Genomic DNA, 20,556 nt, shown 5'->3' with positions numbered 1-20,556 from the left:
GAGATTTCCGGACTGACCAAGCTCGGTGCCAGAGTCCACGCCAAGGCGAACGAACATCCCGAACGCCCATAAGCCAACATACCGGCGGCCAGCCCGCCGAACTCTCCGGAAATTCCGGATGGTTGCCGAAAACCATTGTGCGGTAAGGAGATTCCAACCATGCCAACCTACAAGGTCACCCTGCGCGTCTTCGAGGACGACCCCCTCAGCGAAGCAGCCGTCAAGGCGAAGATCTTGGACGCCTGCGAGGACGCGCCCATCAGCTTCGATATCGATGGAGTGGAAGTGGAGCAGTGATCGACCCCGCCGCCCTCAACGAAGACCCAGCCTATCCCTGCTACGACGGCGGCCGACACACCTACAGCCAGTCGGACGACGACGCGCGGATCGAATGCCCCCGCTGCGGCGCGGAAGTTCTCACCGAGGAGCTGACCGAATGAGCACCGAGCACGAACCGAGCGGGCGGGAACCCAACAACAGAGTGGGTGGTCAGCCGTGACCAGCAACCCCGAACCAGACCTGAACTGGATAGACGAGTTGCTTCACGGAATCGACCACGAAGAGACAGAACACGAACACGGCTGGTGGGAGACATCAACCGGTGCCGCATTCGGCAAAAGCATCCTGACCGAACTGAAACAACAGATCACCGCCCGCTATCACACCACCCCGGCCGACCACACACATCAACCCGAACCGGCCACAACCCACAAGTCTGCACCCCCACCCCCTACCGTCCGGCCATGGGCAGCAACACCATTCGACGATCCACAACCGAAGCCACCCAGCCAGACGGCACCATAACCAACAGCGGATACCCCGAGCCGGACAACGGCCGCATCATCACCACTGCGCTCAGGGGCAATGCGGCACATGGCGCGTAAGGGCAAGGCCGCCGGAAAAGTCGACCCCGAGACCATGGCCAGACAGCAGCGCTGCCTGGACCTCGCGGTCCGCGGGCTCTCCTACTGCGAGATCGCCGAACACGAAGGCTATTCCGGGGAATCCGGTGCCCGCCAAGCCGTGCACGCAGCGCTGCGGCGGGCTGCGACCGACGCCGCCGAAGTGGTGCGGCCGTTGATGATCGCGCGGGCCGAGAAGCTGTGGGAACACGGCTACGCGGTGATGCTCGAGGGCCGCGATGAGCAGGACATCGACAAGTTCCTGAAGGGGGCATCGGCGGCGGACAGGGCGCTGGGGCGGCTGATGTCGTTGCACGGCCTGGATCGGGTGCCCGCGGTGAAGGTGTCCATGGAGGGGATGCCGGATCTGGATCGGTTGAAGCGGGAGATGCTTCAGCTGTTGGATGGCGGGGAGACGATCGAGGGGGAAGTGGTATCGGAGGATGCGGGGTGATTCCGCTATGGGCTGCCTATCACTTCGCTGTTGCGTGACCTGGGGAGAGTATCCCTGGAGGCGGGGGTGAGACTCGCGGACTGCCTACCAATATTGAGTGTGTGATTGGGCGCGGGTGGCGCACCCCCTCTTGCCCGATACACATATCTGTGTGTATTATCTAGCGGTCGGACGGATCGAACCGTCACCCACCCCGGAAGGAACCGGATAATGCCTGCTCGCATACGCGAATCCCTCAATACCCAGCTCGGTAACATTCTGCTCGGATCAGCGCTGATGGGCATCGGGATTCTCATCGGCATCGCCCTCGCGGTCGGCGGGAGTGTCCTGCTGTGACCGATATCGACACCTCGATCGTCTACCCGTGGCGCGTCAACAGCATGTGGGGATGGATCGTTGTCCCCCGCACCTGCACCGACATCTATATTCCGGCCCCCTCGAGGGCCGCCGCCGAGTGGATCGCCCATGAGTTCAACCGGTCCCGACCGGCCGAATACACTCGCTACATCCATTTCCGGGTCACCGACGCGATGCGGTCGCATCTTCGCCTGCCGAAGTCGCAAATGCCCGACATCCCGGACCTTCCCGGCTATCGGAGCTGGGCACCGGCCAGCAAGGACGCATACGACCGGGCGTGCGCCACAGGCCGGGCCGCCGCCCTCCAGGTCGTGCTGAAACAGCCCGGCGACGACAAGCCCCGCCGCCTGTACCTCACGGCCGCGCCTCTCATCGCCAAGAAGACGGCATAACCCCGTACCCCGCCCGGTCCCGTGCGGGCCGGGCGGGAAGTCACCCCCACCACACACGTAAGGGCCACCATGACCACCCCCAGCACCACCACCGGACGCCACCGCGCCGTCCCCCGCCGCCACCCAGCACTGCTGGCCGTAGCCCCGATCATGTCCCGAGCCGCCGAACTGTTCCGTACCGTCGCGGCGCTGTCGCGGCGCAGCTACGAACCCACCGCGGGAATTCTGGCATGGATCGTGCTCGCCTCTCTCATACCGCCCGCCGCCGAGCTGTTCACATGGATTGCGCGCCCGCTGGCCGGGCTGGTCCTGGCGCTGGCCGCGATCGTGGTTATCGACGCGGTCACCCAGCGATGAACCAGGTCATCCTCACAACTGCGATTGCAGTTGTCCTGATCTCGGTAATCGTCGCCGCGGTGAGCTTCTGGGCGATGCGTCGTGCTCGCCTTTCGCGGTCACACGCCGAGTTGATCGCGCAACACTGGACCACCTGGACTATTGAGGATTGCGAGGACTGGCTGAACTGCGATTGCGGGCAGAAGTTCTCCACCCCGCGCCGGTGGGCCGACCACGTCACCGCACTGTGTCAGACCGGGTCCAGTGAGGTACGCCGATGAACGACACCCACCCTGCGCGACCGCTCACCGCACGCCAACGTGAAGTGCTCGAGGTAGTCCGCGCCTCGGTGAATGAACGCGGCTACCCGCCCAGCATCCGCGAGATCGGCCACGCTCTCGGGCTGTCCTCGTCCAACTCGGTGGTGCACCAGCTGCGCGCGCTGGAGCGGAAGGGCGTACTGCGACGTGATCCGACTCGTTCGCGTGCCCTGGCCATCACAGAGACGGCGGAACACGCCTGCGCTGTCCGTGAGACCGATCCGATAGTGGTCCGCTACCGGGAGGCGCTGGAGGCGCTGGCGAAGGGCGGCTGTATCAGCGGGCACCGGCACCCGCACTGTTGGGACTGCTACACCCACGTCCGGGACTTGTGCTACCGGTGCGTCGCGCAGCACGCTCTCGACCCGTGGATCGGACGGAAGGCACACCCGTGAGCCTCTACCGCGTGGTGATTTTCACTGGTACGCGCCGCAACAGTGCGGCCCTGCGGGATGTGGTGGTGCGTGAACTGCGGCATGAGCGCGGCCTTGCTCGCGCTGCCCGGGTGGGCTTGTTCGTCGCGGTGGGTAACTGTCCGACCGGCGTGGACGGCGATGTCCGGGCGTGGTGCGCAGTGAATCTTCCGCGATCGGATTGGCATGTCTACGAAGCGGATTGGGCGCGACATGGGAAAGCGGCGGGTCCGATCCGCAATCGCGACATGTGCCGCGCGCATCCAGATGCGGCTGCCATTGTGGGATTTCCCGCCTCGTGGGACCGGGAGCAGTCGCGAGGCACATGGGACTGCCTCGACGCCGCAGACGAAATGGGCCTGCCCAAGCGAATCATCGGGCCGGAGGTGTGGCAATGAGTATCCACGGTGCCAGCTACGGCGAATGGCACACCCTCACCATCAAGATCGACGGTGAGGACGAGGATGGCCAACCAGCGTTGGACTACAAGCTGGACCATCCAGAGAGCTGCCAACGTATCCCCGTGGAGGGCTGGGCCGACATGCACCAATTCGACTGCCACGAAGCGGAGCTGGTCGCGGAGTTCGAGGACTACCCCGATGACATCGGTCTGCCGACCGAGCCGGGAAGCTACCGCATTCGGGGCTGGGCCACTCCAGGCAACTGGGCGGGTGCCAACTACGTAGAGCCCGCCGCGGGCGTGGAAGTGGGCGAGGAATGGCAGCCGAAGCCAATCGAAAGAGAGACCAACGAATGACCAACGCCCCCATCGTATTTCTCGACACGGAAACCGAAGTGGGCTATGCGTTCGCTGTGCGCCGCCCGGAGGCGGTGGCCGAATGACCGTCCCGCTGCGTCACCAGAAGCGCCCGTGCAACGAATGTCCTTGGCGGGTAGATGCGGAGCTGTCGGTGTTCCCGCCCGAACGCTATGAGGCGCTGGCGTGCACATCTGGCACGCCCGGCGCTGAAGCGCCGGTCGGCGCGCCGATGTTCGCGTGCCACAAGACCGCTGAGGGCCGGGAGGTGGCGTGCGCGGGCTGGCTCGCCGTCGCTGGCGCGGAGCACCTCGGGGTCCGGCTGGCCGTGGCGTCCGGGCGTATCAGTCCGGGCGCTCTCGCTCGCGGAGACGACTGGCCTGAGCTGTATGCCTCTTTCGAGGAGATGGCCGCCTTCAACGGGTTCCGGGGAGCAGCCCAATGACCGCCGCCGCGAAGGTACTCGTCGAGAGCGAGACCGCCAAATGACCGAACCCGTTGCCGCGCATGATTTCCGCCTCGTTCGGGGAGGCTTGTACCGGAATCCTCTCGGCGCCGAACTTCGTGTTGTTGCGCCAGTCCGGGAGTTCGCTGCCCGCAACCGTCTCCGGTGGGGACCGGTGGTTTTCGGCCACACGACGTTCGGCGATATCTGGGTCGTCGAGTCCAGCCACGAACTGTTTGGCATTACTCGCCATCTCGCGACCGGGGAGGGGCTGCTGTCGTGCGGCTACTGCCTCGTGTCTGCGCCGACCGAAAGCGAGACCAACGAATGAAAGTGATCACCGCTGCTCAGGTGAAGTTGCATCCCTGGGCCGAATGTGACGAGCAAGGCTGTGAGTGGACACACGACACAAGCCCGGCGACGAGGGACGCCGCGAAGCGGCACGTCAAAGCGACCGGGCATTCGGTGCTGGTTGTGGTTGAGGACCGTTCCCTCTATCGAACTGACGGTGCCGAATGACCGTCCAGAAGTTCCGTCGGCCGGAGGCGGTGGTCGAGGCGATGCAGATGACCGGCGACGAGGACGCCATCCTCGAGCTGCTGGCGTGGATTCCGGCCGATAAGCAGTACTTGACCGACTACGCGGGCACGCCCGCCGCTTATGTGAAGTCTCCGGATGGTTCGAGGCATCGGATCTGGCCCGGCTACTGGGTTGTGTGCGACAACCTCGGCGGCTGGTGGATGTACACCCCGGCCCGGTTTCGTGAGCTGTACGCGCCACTGGAGGGCGACGAATGAGTGTCCACTGGTCGGAGATCGACCCGGCTGACGCCACCAACATCACATTGCCCCACCCGGATATCGAAGGCCCTATCGACCAGAACGGCGAACCGTGTCCGTGGCCGTGGGAGCCCCAGCAGCTCGTCGGCGCGCCGTTCGGGCAATATCACTGCCCGTACTGCGGTTCGATGGTGTTGGCGGGGCTGCCGCATCCGGATTGGCGGAACGATCCCATGGTCGGGGAGATCGGGGAGGTGCCGTGACCGCCGCGGACGACATCCGCCGCGAAGCAATCGAGCGCAGTGCGTGTTTCGACTATGAGCGTGAACGTGCCGCTGGCCGTGTGCATGGGGACCTTCCATGGGGCTCCTTGCCTGAGTCGGTGCGGGACGAATGGCGAAGTGACGCAGCCGGACTAGTCGACGCGCTCGGTGATCTGCTGCCTGACGGAATCGAGACGAGTCCTGAGCAATCGCTGTGGCGGTGGAAGCACGAATGGCAGGAGGTCGGCGATGACCAGTGAATCGGATGACATCCGTGCCCGGTACGAGGCCGCGATCCTGGACGGTCTCGCTGTGCGTGTGCTGCGCACATCAGATCGTGAGATCGCCGCGGCCATCCTCGATCGCCTCGACGCCGACGGGCTGCGGCCGACCACCATCCTCACCCGCGTCCATCCTTGCGATTGCCAGCCTTGCCCGGAATGCGAGACGGCAGCCCTCGCTGAGGGGGCGGTGCGTCAGGAGGCTTACCTCACCGATTGGCGAGACATCCCCATCCAACCCGGAGGTGACCCTGAATGACCGTCCGTTTCCAGATCGTCGGCCCGCCAACAGAAGTCCAGAAGGTCCGCGACAGTATCGAGGCCGCATTCGGCGACCGCGTCAGCACCGATGTGGAAGTCACCAATCGGCCTGCGACCCTCACGCGTTGGCACGGCGACATCGCCAGCGTGGAACTGCTGAGCAAACCATCCGCCGTGGCGAATCCACTGTCTACCAACCTGCTCGGGGAAGTCGCTCCGGACCTCGTCGCCGCTATCAATGCCCTCGCCACCAAATACAGCGCACATGATGTCGCTATCGTCGCCGCCGAACTGAGCAACCCCAACGGACTGCGAGGGTTCCTTAACGCAGGAAAGAGAGACCAGGAATGAAGCCGGACGGCCAATTCGGCACCCCCGCACGGCACTCCACCCAGCCCGCCCAGTGGTACCGAACCATGGATCGAGGGTTCGCCCTCCAGCATTTCGGGTTCCCGGCCCACCCGCGCCGCGGGGAGCGCCATACCGCACCCGATGGCAGCGTTTGGGGATTCGGGCTCACCGGCACGGGCTGGTGGGAGCTGCTGGCCGCGCGCCGACGCGCCCGGCGATCGGCTCCGTCGATGGCGAATGACCGTGATCGGCTGATCGCGTTGCTTCGCAAGCACTTGTACGACAGGGGCGATCGGTACGAGACAGCCGCTGACGCCCTGCTGGCGGACTGGCTGATCGTGCCGCGCTCGGACATCGAGGGCATCGAGTACGGCTACCGCGTGACCGCCGACGACCCCACGCATTCGACATGGACTGCCAGGGCGGAGTCCGAGCAGCAGGCCCTGGCGTACGCCGAGCACCCGGCGATCACCGCGGTGCAGCGCCCGATCTTGCCGTGGTCGCCGATCCCCGAAGGCGGTGACAGCGGTGCCTGACCACTGGCGACTGTTCCACGGCGGTGTCCCCGGCATTCGAGTGGGTGAGCTCATCGAGCCCGGCCACGGCCGCCGCCGTCACGACGGTTGCCCATGGTGCGAAGCCCGCGCTCGCGGCGAATCGCATTTCGGCATGGACGGCCCATCGAAGCACGCCGATCTCGTCTACTTGACACCGAATCGGTTGTACGCCAAGTACTACGCGTCGCTGTGGGGGCGTGGTGATCTGTATCGGGTGGAGCCGGTGGGAAAGGTCGAGCGGTCGACAGAGGACTCCATCGAGACGTTCACGGCACCGTCTGCGCGGGTTGTGGCGGTTGTGGATCGTGCGGTGCTGCTGACTATGTCGGAGCGCCGCCGCCTGTATCGGGAGTGGAGAGCAGCGGACGAGAGGAAGGACGTTCCCTAAAGCACACATGTGTGTGTATCATTGAGAGGTGTTCGACGGATGAGCCGTCACTGAGCCGGAAGGAACCGGACCATGATCGAAAATGCTTCTGCCAGCTACGAGTGGGTGCCTGTGCTTCACAGCCTGTGCGGCGGCGACGGGTGCCGGTTGTGCGGTGGACAGGGGGAGGAGTTGGTGCGGGTGGATGTGACCGCAGTCCGCTGAATCTCCCTTGATGCGCGGGCCGCTGCCACACTGGAAGCGGCCCGCACTATTGCCCATACACACATGAGTGTGTATTGTTATCCGTGTTAGACGGACCGAACCGTCACGAACCGGAAGGAACCGGAATGACCACCGCCACCATCACCCGCACCGCCGCCCAGCTCGCCGCCGCCGCGCTCGGTATCACCAGCGACGACCGCGTACGCGTCGACATCGCCCGCGACGGATGGGACAACGCCTGGTGCGAGGAAACCGGCCGCCCCGCCGCCGTGACCGTAGGGTGGAGCACCTGGGACAGCGACGAACGCGCATGGCTGCCCACCGATCGCACCGTGGCCGGTGACATCGCCGCCGCCTACATCAATAGCCTGCTGGCGTCGGACCTGACCGACCCCAGCGAACCGATCATGGTCACGGTGTCGCGGCACTACCTGCGTTACATGCACCCCGACATCGCGGACGCGCTGTGACCCGCACGGCCCACCGCTCCCCCCGATGGTGGCACGGCACACCGTGCCACCATTGGTTCCACAACTGCCTACCAACTCGAGGTGGAGCAGCCACGGAACAGAAAAGGGGATCGCTGGTGGCGGACCAGAAATACGATTTCGGTCGCGGCGCGCGCATGATGGTGTCGCGGGCCTATCTCGGACTGAGCCGCGAAGAGATGGCCGCCGCGCTCGGTGTGCGGAACCTGTCGTCCTATCAGCGGTGGGAGGGTGGCCAGAACGGTATCCCCGTGGGCATCTGGGCCGAAGTGGACAAGCTGCTGGAGCGTTTCGACCAGCAGGTGACCGACCTGCTGGAGAAAGCGGGCGGCGGCCCGCTGCGGGTGCAGGTGACCCGCGGCCGTACCAAGGATCGCCCGTTCCCGGGGATGTGGCTGCGCGTCGTGTCGGAGGCGATGCGGGAAAACCCCAAGATCGAACCCGTGTTTCCCGAAGATGACAGGCCCTGACATGGACGAGCTGGACACCCAGACGATATGCCGGAACTGCCGATCGCCATTATCTGCGCATTGGGGCGTGGAAGGACTCCAGTGCCCACGCGGCAGCCTCGGTGGTTGGTTCGAGCCAACCGCGCCGGACTCTCCGGGCGGGAGCGACACCGAGCGTGACCGCGACCGCTGACCGCCTGACCCAGCTGATGCAGCTGGCCGACCGGCTGCCCCCTGAACAGCGGGCAGCGTTCCACGCGTGGGCCGGTCAGGAAACCGTGCGCCGCAACGCGCTACGAGCGTGCGCACACCCGGCTGAGCTCGCGCAGCTGATCGACCCCGCATATGTGATCACCCCCGCTATCCGGATGATGTCCGAGCACATCGAACGCGCGGTCACCACCCGCGGGGGCCGCCTGCTGATCACATGCCCACCCCAGGAGGGCAAGACAACCCTGGTCGCGGTGTGGACCGTGGTCCGGCAGCTTCAGCGCCGCCCGGACTCTCGCATCCTGATTGCCTCCTACAGTGAGGATTTGGCGCGGCGGTCCGCTCGCGAAGCCCGAAATCTGATCTTGGCGTACGGCACTGATGCCCGGGACCCGCTGACGGGGGTGCCGCTTCCCGACCGGTTGGGGCTGTCGCTGGCGGGGGACCGGTGGGCACAAGGCAACTGGCAGATCCGCGGTCACCAGGGCGGTGTGGTCGCGGTGGGCATGGGCGGCACCATCACCGGCCGCGCCTGCGATCTGCTGATCATCGACGACCCGCTGAAAGGCATGGCCGCCGCCGACTCCCCCACCGAGCGGGCCAAGGTGATCACCGGCTACCAGGCCGACCTGTCGACGCGTCTCGCGCCCGGCGCACCCATCATCATCATTCAGACGCGTTGGCATGAGCAGGATCTGGCTGGGCACCTCCTCGCGCAGGACGCCGACCGGCCCCCCGCTGAGCGTGAATGGGTCCACATCAACATCCCGGCCGTGGCCACCTCGGGCGTGCCCGACGCGCTGGGCCGCGCCGAAGGTGACCCCCTGGAGTCCGCGCGGGGCCGCACCCCTGAGGATTGGGACCGCACCCGCCGCGCGGTCGGCGAACGCGTGTGGGCCGCCCTGTATCTCGGTGTGCCGACCCCGGTCGGCGGCGGTCTGTTCTCCACGGCCTGGTTCGACGCCTACCGGCTTCCCGCTGCACCGCCACTACATCGTCGCCTGGTCACGGTCGACCCCGCCGAGACCGGCAAGGGTGACGAGGCGGGAATCATGGCGGCCGGAATGACCCGCGACGGCACGGTGATGCTCACCGATGACTGGTCGGGGCATCTGTCGTCTGCGGAGTGGCCGCGCCGGGCCTGTCTGCTCGCGCTCACCACCGGCGCGGACGAAATCGTGTTCGAGGCATACAGCGCGCCGACCACGTACGCGGGCTTGCTGCGGCGCGCCTACGCCGATCTCGTGGTCGAGGCTGCCGCGGCGGGCGGGGTGGTGGACGGGGTGGCGGTGCCACCCGATCGGCCGTTCCACATCACCCCGTGGAAAGCGACGGGTAATGCGCTGGTGCGGTCGGTGGGGTTGCGGAATGCCACGTCCACGGGCCGCTGCCGGGTCGTCGCCTACAAGCTGGCCACCTATGAGGCGCACGCGGTCCGCTGGCAGGAGGGGCAGCATTGCCCGGACCGTGTCGCGGCGGCCACGATCGCCTATGACGTGCTGGCAGGGGGTGACGGGGTGCAGATGTCCGCACCGGCCGGTTGGGGTGATTTGCCTTCGGGGTTGCTCCGATAAAACTATTCCCGTCCAAGGCAGCGAAGGCCCCGGAAGGCCGTGGAAAGCATGCCGAAAGCGGCTGACTGGGGTTGCGCGGGCAGCGCCTACCGTCGCGGCTATGTCACCTGTCCTGACGTGCCTGCTGGCGCTCGTTGTGTACGTACTCGCCGCGGCGCGGCTGACCCGGATCATCACCACCGACAAGGTCGGGGAACCGTTGCGGGTCGCGGCGGTGGATCGGTTCGGCGGGGATTCGATGATGGCGTTTCTGTTCCACTGTCCGTGGTGTTTCGGGTGGTGGGTGTGCGCGGCGCTGGCGTGGCCGACCGCTGTCGTGGCGGGGTTGCCGTGGTGGTGGGGGTTCGGTTTGTGGCCTGCGGGGTCGTACCTGGTGGGGGTGCTGGCCCGGCTGGATGGGGATTGACCATACACACATGTGTGTGTAGTATTAGGGGTGTCGGACGGATCGAACCGTCACTCACCCCGGAAGGAACCGGACCCATGACCTGCACCCGATATCCGTACTCCGCACACGTCACATTCCCGGACGGGACCAGCGACGACTACGACCGATGGTCCAACGAGGCCACACACGCTGTCGTCGGCCGCGACCGCGACGGGCTCACCAAATCGGAGCGCCTGATCGTCGCCGAATGGTGCACCGATCCGGAGGCCGCGCGCACCTGCGCTGAGCAGTGGCTGGCCCGCTACGGCGGCGAATGGACCGTAGTGCCGGTCACCTACACCACGCCCGGCAACCTGCACTAGCCCCCCGCCCGGCCGCCCCGGCAGAAGCGGGGCGGTCATCCAGCTGGACGGATCGAACCGTCACCCACCCCGGAAGGAACCGGACATGCCCAGGCTCACTGTCGATTACGGTCACCTGCTCGCGCTCACAGAAGCCGGTCTCACCGCCGCTGTTACCCAGGACGGCCAGCCCGTCGACCTGCTCATACGGGGGGTGACGCTGGACGACATCGCGGACTTCGCCGCCGCCGAACACATGCGGGCCTGAACACCCGCCTGGGCCAGCTACAACGACGTATGCGAGTGGGGGCCAACGACGATCCCCGCGACCAACCCATCTGCCATGACGGATCGAACCGTCACCACGACCCGGAAGGAACCGGACTTTGACCGACCACACCACCGACGAGCACGACGGATACCACGAGGCCGTCGACCATCACGACGAGGTGAGAGCCGCGCTCAACGCGGCCATCAACGGCCACAAGAACGCTGTGGAAGCCGCCGGATACTGGCGGATCACCGCGTACACGCTGACCAGCATCCGATGCGGTGGACACCTCCCCCACCTCCCTCTCAGCGAAGAGGAGTGGTGGGAGCACGCCCGCCCAGCGTTCCCCTTCGGTAGCGACGAGCTGGCCCGCGACCTGGACGCACTGTCGGCCCTGATCACCAAGGCCCACACCCTGGCCGTCGTCTACTCCGATTCTGCGGCCCGGCTGCTGCGCATGATCGAGCAGCTGACCGAGGAGCTGACGGCGAAGTCCGCCCCCAGCGAATAGCCCCGCACCGGCGGCCCCGCCCACTCGCGGGGCCGCCGACACGACCGCCGGAAGGAACCGGAATGTCCACCAGCTATGTCCCCACTCCCGACATAGTCGAACTCGGCGTCGTATACCACGACGGCCGCCGCTGGATACGCGTAGAAACGATCTACAGCGATGGCAAAGCCGGGTGCCGGGTCATCGCTCGCAAAGCGGGGGACCGCATCGTCCCGGCCAACACTCCCACCACCATTGCTTTCGCCGCGCTCCAGAAGATGCAGCGCACCCCACAGCCTCCCAAGCCCCGGCCCGATATCGATGTCATCGAGATCGACCGGCAGGCCCAAACCATCACGGTCGACGGGGTCCAGCTGCCCTATCATGTGGGCGCGTACGGGCCACGGGTCCGCCACGGCGCAGACACCCCGGATGGCGCTTTCCACGTCACGGTCACGCTGACCGCGCGGCAGGTGCGCTATGTGTGACCAGTACACCCCCGAGCAGCTGGCCGCCGCCCGCCGCGTGGCCGACGCCCACGCGGCGGTGCAGGACTACCTGAACCATGAGCCGGGCCAGCTGGACGGCCCGGACTGGGACGCGTGGAATGACGGCCTCCAAGCCGCTGACGCGCGTCGTGCTGAGGCCGAAGCCGCGTATGCGGCCTTGTTCACGTCGGGTCGGGTCCCCGATACCTGCCTGGTGCTGGGCCACTAATTCCTGTCCAGGAGAAACCTTGTGAAATTGTCCAGACTGCTGCCCTCCAACCCGTGCGGCCCCTCCACCCGAGGCTGCGGTAGCTGCCGTCACTGCCGCCGCCTGTATCGGTGCTTCAGCCGCATTGCCTCAATCGGGATGATCGAATTCGGCGTGTTCGCTGGGTTGATACCGCTGTTCGTGTGGCTTTTGCCCCCGACCGAGATCAGCACGACCGCAACCGTATTCACTCTCGCTGGGTTATCCATCGCGGGCGGTCTTGCTGGCGGCGCGGGGTACTTGTGTTCCCGGATATTCGAACCACCGAAAAACAGGTGATCATGACCACTTTCACCCGTCGTAATCCCTGCGGCACCCCCACCCGCGCCTGCGGCGTCTGCGCGCGCTGCCGCCACTGGTACCGCTTTTTCGCCAGCGTAGCGTCCATCTTGATGATCGAGGGCGCAGTATCGGTCGGTCTGGTCCCGCTGTTCGCGTGGATGCTCGAGCCGCGCCTGGCCACCAGGACCGAATCCGTATTCATGCTCGTTCTGTCGGCGGTGGCCGCCGCTCTCGGCTGTGTCTACGCGCGGCGGCTGTCCCGGATATACGCACCACCGGACAGCAAGTAGGTGGTGAAAGGGGTGTGGGCCTGAGCGCGAAGGGGATAGAGCTCAGGCCCACACTCGTGGTTCAGCTGCGCGCGGCCCGGTCCGGCCACACAACCCCGGACCGGCAACCGCATCTCCCGCGCCGCCACTCTCAGGCTAACTCGTCAGCGAAGCCCCGCACTGCCCAAGTCGCGAATCAGGACATCGAACAGCGGCGCATCCGGCCAGCTCGGGCGGGCGGTACCGACCTTGCGCCACCCCCAGGACAGGTACCGTTCGTAGGCCCGCTGGTTCTCCGCCTCCACCAACAGCGTCGCGCGCTGCTCCCGCCGGTGGGTCAATAGCTCATCGTGCAACGCGCGAGCGATGCCGTGGCCGATATATGCCGAGTCCACCATGATTTCACTGAGCGCGAATGTCCGTGTCCCGGTCTCTGCAACGAACTCGTCGCGGTCGATGCTGGGATCGTCCAGGCGCAGCGGGTTCCACCAACGCGCGTTCGGCTGCAACGGCCACCCCCAGGCTTGGCCCACAGCCTTGCCGTCGATGCGCGCTAGCACCAGTTCGAAACCGTTGCCGCGGCTGGTGTACGCATCGAACCGTGTCATGAACTCTTCGGGGGAGTCGAACGGATCACCGGACTGTATCGCTGCCACGTAGGACCGGCGGTAGATGTCTTCCACGGTGTCGCGGATCGCGCGCGCCTGTTCCGCGGTGAGGTGTTCGAATTCGGGTGCGGGGTGGGTCATGCGGTGATGGCTTTCTGTGCGGTTGCCGCTGCCAGCGAATCGAATTGATCGTTGAAGGCATCACCGGCGGTCAGCTCCTCGGTGGCCGCCCGGATGGGCGCGAGGACTCGCAGGGTGCGAGTGGATGCCACCTCGGTGAGCGCGTGCAGGACGGCCACACCTTCCTCGATTGCGCCGGAAACGTCTCCGGCAGCGGCCCGGGTCGCGGCCGACCATGCGCGCATGTTGGTGATGTTGCGGGTGCTTGCCTGTTCGGCGACAGCCGCGGCGAACAAGCCGATGGCCCGGTCTGTGTCTCCGATTGCCCCGTACCCGCGGGCCTCGTGGCCGCTGATTTCGAAATGGGTGACGAACCGGAGCCATTGGGGCACTTGGTCGATGGGCTCGAACTGTGCCGCGGCGTCCATCTCCCGCCATGCTGTCGCGATCGCACGCCCGAACGCTGAGCGGTCGCCAAGTACGCCCTGGGCCTGCGCTTCACGAACGGCGATCAGAGCGTGAATGCGGCCGGGCGGGCGGCCCCTCATCAGGTCTCGAGCGCGCCCGACGAGCGAGAGCGCCTTGTACGGGCTGCCCTTCCCTGATCGCGCGAGTGCGATGGACTGGTTGGCCTGGTACAGGCAGGTGTGGGCGATCAGGTCGCTGTTGTTCGCTTCGGTGCCCAATGCCATTGCCTGTGCGTAGCACCGGCGGGCTAGATCGTGTTTGTCGGCGTCGAACGCCAGCCAGCCCGACAGCACGGCGAGTTCTCCGGCCGCCGCGGTGAACGCGCTACCCGTCGTGCTGTCGTAGGTGCTCGTTTCCAGCAAGTGGGTAGCGCGGTCCAGCTGGTCGACGGCCAGTCCGACGAGGCCGCCGCCGCCGACACGTTGGTCCTGTTCTTCCAGCATTTCGACACCAGCGAGCACGCGCTGAACGTCGCTCATGCCGATATGCGCCTGGTCTTCGGATAGCAGCATCGCGCCCGCTGCCGCGGCTGCCCATTTCGCGAATTCTCTTCGTCTCACGTTGTAATCGACTTCCCATGTGTCCGTACCGGATTCGTGGTCCGGGCCGATCATCAGGACCGGTTCAGCGGTTGTGCCGCTGAGGACAGGATGCCCGGCCGCCAGCGACCGCGCGCGGGAAAGTTCAGACCAAAACCGTTCGCGCTGAGCGGGTTTCAGTTGCGCCAGCACAGTATCCAGCGCCTCTGCCGATCGCCCCTTGACGGGCTTGTCGACGGAGGCTGTCAGCTCCCATTTCTGTATCGCCTTGGGTCCGAAGCCGATCCTGGCTGAGAAGTCCTCACGCCCCTCTCTGAGTGCGACCTCACGCAGGATGCGGACCTCCCTACCTGTCCAGGTGCCGATGATCATCGCTTTCCCCTTCGCGGACAACATGCCGTAGGTGAACTGTAGGCGTTTTGTAGGCGGTCTGGGGCTGGGTTCACCTGCGGTTTTCCGCAACGCTGAGGCCAGGCCCCGCCGCCGGGGAAGCCAGCGGGCCGCCGCGCCCGCCGAATCGGTCGGCTCGACGCCGTTACACCACGGCCGATTCGGTAGCGCCCGGCGGCGGGTGCCGTTCGAACAACTCCAGGACGGGACACGCGAGGTGAGTACGGTGGGGTTCGATTGGTTTCGCGACAACAGCAGCACTGCGCAGCGAGCGGTGAGTACGCGCTCAAGCGTGGGCGTTCACGATGACCGGCGACGCGAGCGGATCTGGGCTGAGGACGCGCGCGCGGCAGATCAAGGCATGTGGCCCAACGGGTGGCCGCACGAAGCGCCCGATGGGCTGATGAGCATTCCAGAGGCGCACCAGACGATGCAGCGGCACCGCGGATGCCTGCGCACCGAATGCCCACGCAAAGAGGCGGCGTATTTCGTGCTGCTGGAAGCTGGGCGAATCCGGCCGGACTCCAGCCGCGAAGTATGAACGGCGAGATGAGGGGCGTGCCGGAGGGGGTGAGCCATGACAAACCGAATTCGGCGCGCATCATGAACTACCTGCTGGGTGGCAAAGACAATTTCACGGCCGACCAGGAGGCGGCGCGCACCATGATGGAGGCCGCGCCGGAGATCCGGACACTGGCCTGGTCGAGTCGCCAATTCCTGCTAGAGGCAACACGATGCGCGGCGCGGGCCGGGATCACCCAGTTCGTGGATCTCGGGGCCGGATACCCGATCGAGCCGTACGTGCACGAGGTGGCGCAACGCCAGCTTCGGGCGTCACGGGTGGCATCGCCGGTGCGGGTCGTGGCGGTCGACTACGACCCGGTCGTCCGCGCGCACATCGCGGCGCTGGTGGCACCGGGGTCAGGGGTGGTCCCGATGTTGGCCGACATCCGCGACCCCGATCGGATTATCAGCACGATCCGCGATGACATCTTGCTCGATCTGTCGGAGCCGGTGGCGGTGCTGTGTGTCGGTGTGCTGCATTTCGTCACCGATAACGAGGGACCAGAAACGATTCTGGCCACGTGGCGGAAAGCGGTGGCCCCGGGAAGCTATCTGGCCATCACCCACGCCAGTGATCGCACGTCCGGCGATTTCATCGCGAAGACAGCGCAGTTCGCAGGCACCGGCGCGGAGGTCACCTACCGGTCCCGTGACCAAATCAGGGGGCTGATGGACGGCTGGTGCCTGCTGCCCGACGTGACCGACCTTCACGAATGGCTCGGTGTGCCCTTGTCTCCGCCAGCGCTGTGCATCGATGCCGCCATCGCACGGGCGCAGTAAACACCGAGTCTGCCTGCACCCCTGATCTTTACCGTGCCGCGCGATGGCACGGATCTACTCGCGGCGCGCACACCACACCGGCCCCGGCACTCGGGAGCCGGTCGTGGTGTCGTCGGTGTCGGCGCTCACCGCCGCCAGCGTCCGCGTATCCCCTGAGCGCTGGGGCAAGGTCACCAAACCCCCCGCCGACCGCGGCAAATGGCAGGCCGAAGCCTGGGACATGCTCGACCACATCGGCGAACTGTCGTTCGCGCTGCTGTGGAAAACCGCGCTGCTGTCCCGGTTCCGGCTGGTCGCCAGCGATATCGACCCCGACACTGGCCGCCCCACCGGCATCACCGACAACCAGGCCGCGAAGGATATCGTGGCCCGGATCGCGGGCGGTGTGGCCGGACAAGCGCAGATGCTGTCCCGGCTGGCCCCGCTGATGATGATTCCCGGCGAAGGCTGGTTGGCGATCATCTACCCCGATGGCGATGAACAGTGGCACGTCCTGTCCGGCGACGAGATCCGGTCTCGGGGGGACCAGGTCGAGCTGACGCTGGACGACGGCACCAAGTACACGATGGACAAGGCTGTTGACACGCTGTCTCGGATTTGGCGGCCCGACCCGCGGATCTCGAGCTTGGCGTGGTCGCCGGTGAAGGCGGCGCTGCCGATCCTGCGCCGGATTCTGCGGATGGAGCAGAACATCGAGGCCGCGGGCAAGTCGCGGCAGGCCGGTAACGGCATCCTCGTTCTGCCACGCGAAATCTCGATGCCGGTCACCGCGCCCCCGACCGGGACCCCCGACCCCGACGCGCCGACCCTGCCCCCTCCCCCGCCTCCCCCGTCGCGGTTTGTGTCCGCGGATGAAGTGCGGAAAGCGTTGCAAGAGGCGATGTCTACGGCGATCCAGAATCCGGCATCGGCTGAGGCGCTGGTGCCGATCGTGCTCACAGTCGCCGGGGAATACGTCGACAAGATCCGCCACATCAAATTCGACAGCGAGGTCAGCGAGAAGGCACAAGCGGCGCAGGAGAAGGCGATCCGGCGGCTGGCCATGACTCTCGACATGCCGCCGGAGGTCCTGCTGGGGTTGGCCGACCTCAACCACTGGTCGTTGTGGGGTGTCGAGGAAGAGGCTGTACGCTGGCACGCCGCCCCGGAGATGGAAACGATCTGCGCGGCCCTGACCGAGCAGCTGTTGACCCCGATGCTGCCGCCCGATCTCGCGGGCAAGGTCGTGATCTGGTACGACGCCAGCGATGTCGAGGCCGAACCCGACCAGCTGGACAAGGTGAGCACCGCCTATAAGGACGGTGTGGTCAACGCTGAGGCGTACATCCGCGAACTGGGGCTGTCGGTGGACCAGGACGGCTACGACCTGACCACCGAGGCCGGGTGGGCGCTGTGGGCCGTCGACCAGGTGCGCCGCACCCCGCAATTGCTGCCGCAGTTACTGCCGGTGCTGCGGATGCTGGTGCCCGCGCTCGCGGGCCTGCCTGACCTGCCTGCCGCCGCGCCGCCGCCCCCGCCTTCGGGTGGGCAGCCGGAAACCATCGACGCGCCAGCGATCCCGGATACGCGGGACAACGCTGCCCGCGCGGTGGTCCGTCTGTGCGTCAACGAAGCGCTACGCCGCGCCGGTGCGCGACGGCGGGGCCGCTCCGACCATGCCCGCCTGCGCGAGGTGTCCGCGGTCGATGTCCACCGTGTGCTTGGGCCGTGCGCGGAATCGGAGGTTGAGCGGCTTATTGACGGGTGGGAAGAGCTCGCGGACGACCAGGTGTGCGCGGAGGCCGGTATCGACCGGACACGGCTGCGGCAGATTGTGTACACGATCGCAGCGGTAGCGCTGACCACCGCCCGCGAACCGGTGGTGCCCGCGCAGCTGGCGGCCGGGGCGCGGCCATGAAACGGCGGGCGCTGGCGGCGATCCTGGACACCGAACACCGCATCCGCGATCTCACGCTGTCCTCGTATCGCCGCTGGTCGGTCGCGGCGCGCGGTCTGGTGCTGCCGGTATTCACCGCCGCCGCGCAACCGGCACAGCCGCCGCCTGAGCCGGTGGAGGAGCCGGTCATTCCGCCGGACGTGGCCGCGCTCGCCGCCGCCTATATCTTGTGGTCGCAAGAGATGGACGGGCAGTTCCTGCCCGGCCTGGGTCAGCTTCTGGACGGACTGGTGGCCGCCGCGCTCGCTGGGCACGGCCTGCTCCGGTTCGACTATCCCGGCCGTCGTGAGCCGGTGGACGCCGCCGACGCCACCCGGGTTGTGCCGATGCTCACCGAATGGCGCGCAGCGTTCCTCGCGGCGGTGCGGGAGCGGATGGCAGGCACTCCCGCCACCGTGCAACGCGACCTCCAGACCACGCTGGACCAGCACACGACCGCGACCGTCGCGCAGCTGCGGCAGGTGGCCGCTGATGAGCTGACCGTGCGGCCGGGCACGCGGTGGGACCACCGCGCTGACACCGTTGCCCGCACCGAGGCCACCGCCGCCTACAACGCGGCGCAGCAAGCCGCTGGACGGCTGGCCCACCACATCGCGACCACCGCCGGGGAGTCGGTGGGATACGAGAAGATGTGGATGTCGCTGCACGATGGGCGCACCCGCCCGACACACACCGCGGCGGACGGGCAACGTGTCCCGCTCGATGCCGCGTTCCGTGTCGGCGCGGCCGATCTCGACTACCCCGGTGACCCGAACGGGCCACCGCACGAGGTAGTCAACTGCCGGTGCGCGGTCGCGGTCATTCCCATCGCCGACCGCGCACCGGCAGGGCACGATAACTCCGGGACGACCGCCGCCGCGGCGGCACCAACACGAAAAGGCACAACCACCATGGCCCGCACATTCGAGGCGCTACTTATGCCCACCGGAGTGATCGGCCGCTCCGGCATGTCGATGCTGTCCCCCACCGCCGTTCTGATCGACACCGCTCTCCCGCTGGCGCTGAAGTGGCAGCCCAGCGACGAACCCGGCCACCACGGCGGCCTTACCATCGGCGCTATCGAAGCCCTTGAGCTCACCAACCGCGGCCTGATCGCGACCGGCACCCTGCTCGACAGCCCTGACACCGAAGCGGCTATGCAGCAAATCCAGGCCGGTGTCACCCGCCCGTCCGCTGAGCTGGTGGTGCGTGAGGAAACCCTGGTCGACGAGCACGGCACCACCCTGACCCCGGACACCGCAGATGAGGTGTGGAGGTCCGGCGGCACGGTCGTGATGCGCATGGACAAAGTCGAAATCGTCGGCGGAACACTCGTGAGTGTCCCGGAGTTCCGGGACACCACCATCAGCGTCAGCGACAGTGAAGCCGCGGCCCCCGATCTCGCGTTGGTGGCCGCCACCGTGGTGGAGCCCGACCGGTTCGACCCGGAAATGTTCGACAACCCGATGCTGGACGAGCCGACACCGATCCACCTCACACCGGACGGGCGGGTGGTCGGGCATCTGGCCGCGTGGGAGTCGCTGCACCGCGCGATCAAGGACCGCGCCCAGCACCCCTACCGCTCCCATTCCGGGTACGCCGAATTCCACCAGTCCCACGTCTATCTCACCACCGGCGAGATCCTGCGGGTGGGCCGACTCACGGTCGGCGGCGGCCACGCCCCGGCCGGGCGCGGTATGCGGGCCGCGGTAGCCCATTACGACGACGTGGCCACCTGCTGGGCGCATGTGCGGGCCGGGGAAGACGAACACGGCATCTGGGTGTCCGGTGTCGTCAACCCCCACGCATCGGAGGCCATGGTGAAGCAAGCGCTGGGCACCCCCCATTCGGGGCATTGGGAGCGCGTGGGCGGCCATCCCGAGCTGATCGCGGCCCATGCGGTGAATGTGCCCGGGTTCGCGATTTGCAGCCGGAAACGGGATCACGCCGGGGATCTGGCCATGGTCGCCAGTTTCGCGCCGCGTCAGTCGCGGCCCCCGGTTTCCGGCACCGTGCTGGACGAGGTGGCCCGCCGTGCTGTCGAGCAGTACGCCGAACACACCGCCGCCCGGGAACGGGCCGTGACCGCGCGGCGGCTGGTGGCCGCGGCAGCGGGTCGGCGGCAGCGCATTCTGGCTGATGTGATCCGGGAGGCGGCGGCGCGTCGTGGGATGTAACTGTCGCGGCGGCCGGT

At 66.8% G+C, this 20,556-nt stretch carries 34 protein-coding genes and 1 pseudogene; 33 read left to right on the top strand and 2 right to left on the bottom strand.

All coding sequences use genetic code 11. The annotated features are described in order from the left end of the window. Positions 1 to 159: 159 nt before the first annotated feature. The 30 genes and pseudogenes from NDR87_RS31690 (at position 160) to NDR87_RS31550 (ending at position 12,999) form a co-directional block, all read left to right on the top strand. Positions 160 to 297, top strand: a complete 138-nt coding sequence (locus NDR87_RS31690) for a hypothetical protein (protein ID WP_251941272.1) — start codon at positions 160 to 162, stop codon at positions 295 to 297. Then, positions 294 to 440: a hypothetical protein gene (locus tag NDR87_RS31685; RefSeq protein ID WP_251941270.1), complete on the top strand. Its 147-nt coding sequence runs from the start codon at positions 294 to 296 to the stop codon at positions 438 to 440. Before NDR87_RS31690 ends, NDR87_RS31685 begins: the two co-directional genes overlap by 4 nt. Before the next feature lie 55 nt (positions 441 to 495). Then, positions 496 to 804 (top strand): hypothetical protein, encoded by a 309-nt coding sequence (locus NDR87_RS31680; protein ID WP_251941268.1) that lies wholly within the window; start codon positions 496 to 498, stop codon positions 802 to 804. A gap of 69 nt (positions 805 to 873) precedes the next feature. Further along, positions 874 to 1,356, top strand: a complete 483-nt coding sequence (locus tag NDR87_RS31675) for a hypothetical protein (RefSeq protein ID WP_251917353.1) — start codon at positions 874 to 876, stop codon at positions 1,354 to 1,356. Between the two features lie 210 nt (positions 1,357 to 1,566). Next, on the top strand, positions 1,567 to 1,692 hold the full coding sequence (locus NDR87_RS37485) for a hypothetical protein (RefSeq protein WP_286014263.1): 126 nt from the start codon (positions 1,567 to 1,569) through the stop codon (positions 1,690 to 1,692). Then, on the top strand, positions 1,689 to 2,105 hold the full coding sequence (locus NDR87_RS31670; protein WP_251917354.1) for a hypothetical protein: 417 nt from the start codon (positions 1,689 to 1,691) through the stop codon (positions 2,103 to 2,105). The genes NDR87_RS37485 and NDR87_RS31670 overlap by 4 nt, the downstream gene beginning before the upstream one ends. A 69-nt stretch (positions 2,106 to 2,174) precedes the next feature. Next, a complete protein-coding gene (locus NDR87_RS31665) occupies positions 2,175 to 2,462 on the top strand; it encodes a hypothetical protein (RefSeq protein WP_251917355.1) in 288 nt (95 codons plus the stop codon). Beyond that, positions 2,459 to 2,722: a hypothetical protein gene (locus NDR87_RS31660; protein ID WP_251917356.1), complete on the top strand. Its 264-nt coding sequence runs from the start codon at positions 2,459 to 2,461 to the stop codon at positions 2,720 to 2,722. Before NDR87_RS31665 ends, NDR87_RS31660 begins: the two co-directional genes overlap by 4 nt. Positions 2,723 to 2,745: 23 nt before the next feature. Beyond that, a pseudogene (locus NDR87_RS31655) lies at positions 2,746 to 2,982 on the top strand (winged helix DNA-binding protein); the annotation flags it as partial. A gap of 170 nt (positions 2,983 to 3,152) precedes the next feature. Next, on the top strand, positions 3,153 to 3,572 hold the full coding sequence (locus NDR87_RS31650; protein WP_251917357.1) for a hypothetical protein: 420 nt from the start codon (positions 3,153 to 3,155) through the stop codon (positions 3,570 to 3,572). Further along, entirely contained in the window at positions 3,569 to 3,931 is a 363-nt protein-coding gene (locus NDR87_RS31645) for a hypothetical protein (protein ID WP_251917358.1), read from the top strand. The genes NDR87_RS31650 and NDR87_RS31645 overlap by 4 nt, the downstream gene beginning before the upstream one ends. An 82-nt stretch (positions 3,932 to 4,013) precedes the next feature. After that, positions 4,014 to 4,376, top strand: a complete 363-nt coding sequence (locus tag NDR87_RS31640; protein ID WP_251917359.1) for a DUF6283 family protein — start codon at positions 4,014 to 4,016, stop codon at positions 4,374 to 4,376. Between the two features lie 40 nt (positions 4,377 to 4,416). After that, positions 4,417 to 4,707, top strand: coding sequence for a hypothetical protein (locus NDR87_RS31635; protein ID WP_251917360.1), 291 nt, complete (start codon positions 4,417 to 4,419; stop codon positions 4,705 to 4,707). Between the two features lie 184 nt (positions 4,708 to 4,891). Next, a complete protein-coding gene (locus NDR87_RS31630) occupies positions 4,892 to 5,173 on the top strand; it encodes a hypothetical protein (protein ID WP_251917361.1) in 282 nt (93 codons plus the stop codon). Then, positions 5,170 to 5,418, top strand: a complete 249-nt coding sequence (locus tag NDR87_RS31625; protein WP_251917362.1) for a hypothetical protein — start codon at positions 5,170 to 5,172, stop codon at positions 5,416 to 5,418. The genes NDR87_RS31630 and NDR87_RS31625 overlap by 4 nt, the downstream gene beginning before the upstream one ends. Continuing rightward, a complete protein-coding gene (locus NDR87_RS31620) occupies positions 5,415 to 5,678 on the top strand; it encodes a hypothetical protein (RefSeq protein WP_251917363.1) in 264 nt (87 codons plus the stop codon). Before NDR87_RS31625 ends, NDR87_RS31620 begins: the two co-directional genes overlap by 4 nt. Continuing rightward, positions 5,668 to 5,958, top strand: coding sequence for a hypothetical protein (locus NDR87_RS31615; protein ID WP_251917364.1), 291 nt, complete (start codon positions 5,668 to 5,670; stop codon positions 5,956 to 5,958). The genes NDR87_RS31620 and NDR87_RS31615 overlap by 11 nt, the downstream gene beginning before the upstream one ends. Beyond that, positions 5,955 to 6,311: a hypothetical protein gene (locus NDR87_RS31610; protein WP_251917365.1), complete on the top strand. Its 357-nt coding sequence runs from the start codon at positions 5,955 to 5,957 to the stop codon at positions 6,309 to 6,311. Before NDR87_RS31615 ends, NDR87_RS31610 begins: the two co-directional genes overlap by 4 nt. Next, positions 6,308 to 6,847, top strand: coding sequence for a hypothetical protein (locus tag NDR87_RS31605; RefSeq protein ID WP_251917366.1), 540 nt, complete (start codon positions 6,308 to 6,310; stop codon positions 6,845 to 6,847). Before NDR87_RS31610 ends, NDR87_RS31605 begins: the two co-directional genes overlap by 4 nt. Continuing rightward, positions 6,840 to 7,256, top strand: a complete 417-nt coding sequence (locus NDR87_RS31600) for a hypothetical protein (RefSeq protein ID WP_251917367.1) — start codon at positions 6,840 to 6,842, stop codon at positions 7,254 to 7,256. The genes NDR87_RS31605 and NDR87_RS31600 overlap by 8 nt, the downstream gene beginning before the upstream one ends. 329 nt (positions 7,257 to 7,585) lie before the next feature. Continuing rightward, positions 7,586 to 7,930: a hypothetical protein gene (locus NDR87_RS31595; protein ID WP_251917368.1), complete on the top strand. Its 345-nt coding sequence runs from the start codon at positions 7,586 to 7,588 to the stop codon at positions 7,928 to 7,930. A 116-nt stretch (positions 7,931 to 8,046) separates the two neighbouring features. Next, positions 8,047 to 8,418 (top strand): helix-turn-helix domain-containing protein, encoded by a 372-nt coding sequence (locus NDR87_RS31590; protein ID WP_251917369.1) that lies wholly within the window; start codon positions 8,047 to 8,049, stop codon positions 8,416 to 8,418. Positions 8,419 to 8,573: 155 nt separating this feature from the next. Then, a complete protein-coding gene (locus NDR87_RS31585) occupies positions 8,574 to 10,181 on the top strand; it encodes a terminase large subunit domain-containing protein (protein ID WP_251917370.1) in 1,608 nt (535 codons plus the stop codon). Positions 10,182 to 10,281: 100 nt separating this feature from the next. After that, positions 10,282 to 10,587 (top strand): DUF1360 domain-containing protein, encoded by a 306-nt coding sequence (locus NDR87_RS31580; protein ID WP_251917371.1) that lies wholly within the window; start codon positions 10,282 to 10,284, stop codon positions 10,585 to 10,587. Positions 10,588 to 10,664: 77 nt separating this feature from the next. Next, positions 10,665 to 10,931: a hypothetical protein gene (locus NDR87_RS31575; RefSeq protein ID WP_251917372.1), complete on the top strand. Its 267-nt coding sequence runs from the start codon at positions 10,665 to 10,667 to the stop codon at positions 10,929 to 10,931. 85 nt (positions 10,932 to 11,016) lie between these two features. After that, positions 11,017 to 11,178: a hypothetical protein gene (locus NDR87_RS31570; RefSeq protein ID WP_251917373.1), complete on the top strand. Its 162-nt coding sequence runs from the start codon at positions 11,017 to 11,019 to the stop codon at positions 11,176 to 11,178. A 118-nt stretch (positions 11,179 to 11,296) separates the two neighbouring features. Beyond that, complete coding sequence (locus NDR87_RS31565; RefSeq protein ID WP_251917374.1) at positions 11,297 to 11,692, top strand: hypothetical protein; 396 nt, start codon at positions 11,297 to 11,299, stop codon at positions 11,690 to 11,692. A gap of 62 nt (positions 11,693 to 11,754) precedes the next feature. Further along, positions 11,755 to 12,159 carry a hypothetical protein gene (locus NDR87_RS31560; RefSeq protein WP_251917375.1) on the top strand — a complete coding sequence of 135 codons (405 nt, stop codon included), beginning with the start codon at positions 11,755 to 11,757 and terminating at the stop codon, positions 12,157 to 12,159. After that, positions 12,152 to 12,388, top strand: coding sequence for a hypothetical protein (locus NDR87_RS31555; protein WP_251917376.1), 237 nt, complete (start codon positions 12,152 to 12,154; stop codon positions 12,386 to 12,388). Before NDR87_RS31560 ends, NDR87_RS31555 begins: the two co-directional genes overlap by 8 nt. Positions 12,389 to 12,708: 320 nt before the next feature. After that, complete coding sequence (locus NDR87_RS31550; protein WP_251917377.1) at positions 12,709 to 12,999, top strand: hypothetical protein; 291 nt, start codon at positions 12,709 to 12,711, stop codon at positions 12,997 to 12,999. Positions 13,000 to 13,142: 143 nt separating this feature from the next. Here the strand turns inward: NDR87_RS31550 and NDR87_RS31545 are convergent, their stop codons facing one another. Together NDR87_RS31545 and NDR87_RS31540 are read right to left on the bottom strand one after the other, a co-directional pair. Beyond that, a complete protein-coding gene (locus NDR87_RS31545; protein WP_251917378.1) occupies positions 13,143 to 13,727 on the bottom strand; it encodes a GNAT family N-acetyltransferase in 585 nt (194 codons plus the stop codon). Continuing rightward, the gene (locus NDR87_RS31540; protein ID WP_251917379.1) at positions 13,724 to 15,085 is read right to left on the bottom strand and encodes a hypothetical protein; all 1,362 of its coding nucleotides are present in this window, start codon (positions 15,083 to 15,085) and stop codon (positions 13,724 to 13,726) included. The genes NDR87_RS31545 and NDR87_RS31540 overlap by 4 nt, the downstream gene beginning before the upstream one ends. A 393-nt stretch (positions 15,086 to 15,478) precedes the next feature. Between NDR87_RS31540 and NDR87_RS31535 the strand changes: the two genes are divergently transcribed. The 3 genes from NDR87_RS31535 (at position 15,479) to NDR87_RS31525 (ending at position 20,539) form a co-directional block, all read left to right on the top strand. Further along, complete coding sequence (locus NDR87_RS31535; protein ID WP_251917380.1) at positions 15,479 to 16,447, top strand: SAM-dependent methyltransferase; 969 nt, start codon at positions 15,479 to 15,481, stop codon at positions 16,445 to 16,447. A gap of 103 nt (positions 16,448 to 16,550) precedes the next feature. After that, on the top strand, positions 16,551 to 18,344 hold the full coding sequence (locus tag NDR87_RS31530; RefSeq protein WP_251917381.1) for a hypothetical protein: 1,794 nt from the start codon (positions 16,551 to 16,553) through the stop codon (positions 18,342 to 18,344). After that, entirely contained in the window at positions 18,341 to 20,539 is a 2,199-nt protein-coding gene (locus tag NDR87_RS31525) for a phage minor head protein (RefSeq protein WP_251917382.1), read from the top strand. Before NDR87_RS31530 ends, NDR87_RS31525 begins: the two co-directional genes overlap by 4 nt. The last annotated feature ends 17 nt before the right edge of the window (positions 20,540 to 20,556 follow it).

It is taken from the genome of Nocardia sp. CDC159, from assembly GCF_023740735.1.
Classification (GTDB): domain Bacteria; phylum Actinomycetota; class Actinomycetes; order Mycobacteriales; family Mycobacteriaceae; genus Nocardia; species Nocardia pulmonis.
This window is presented reverse-complemented; position numbering and strand designations above follow the sequence as displayed.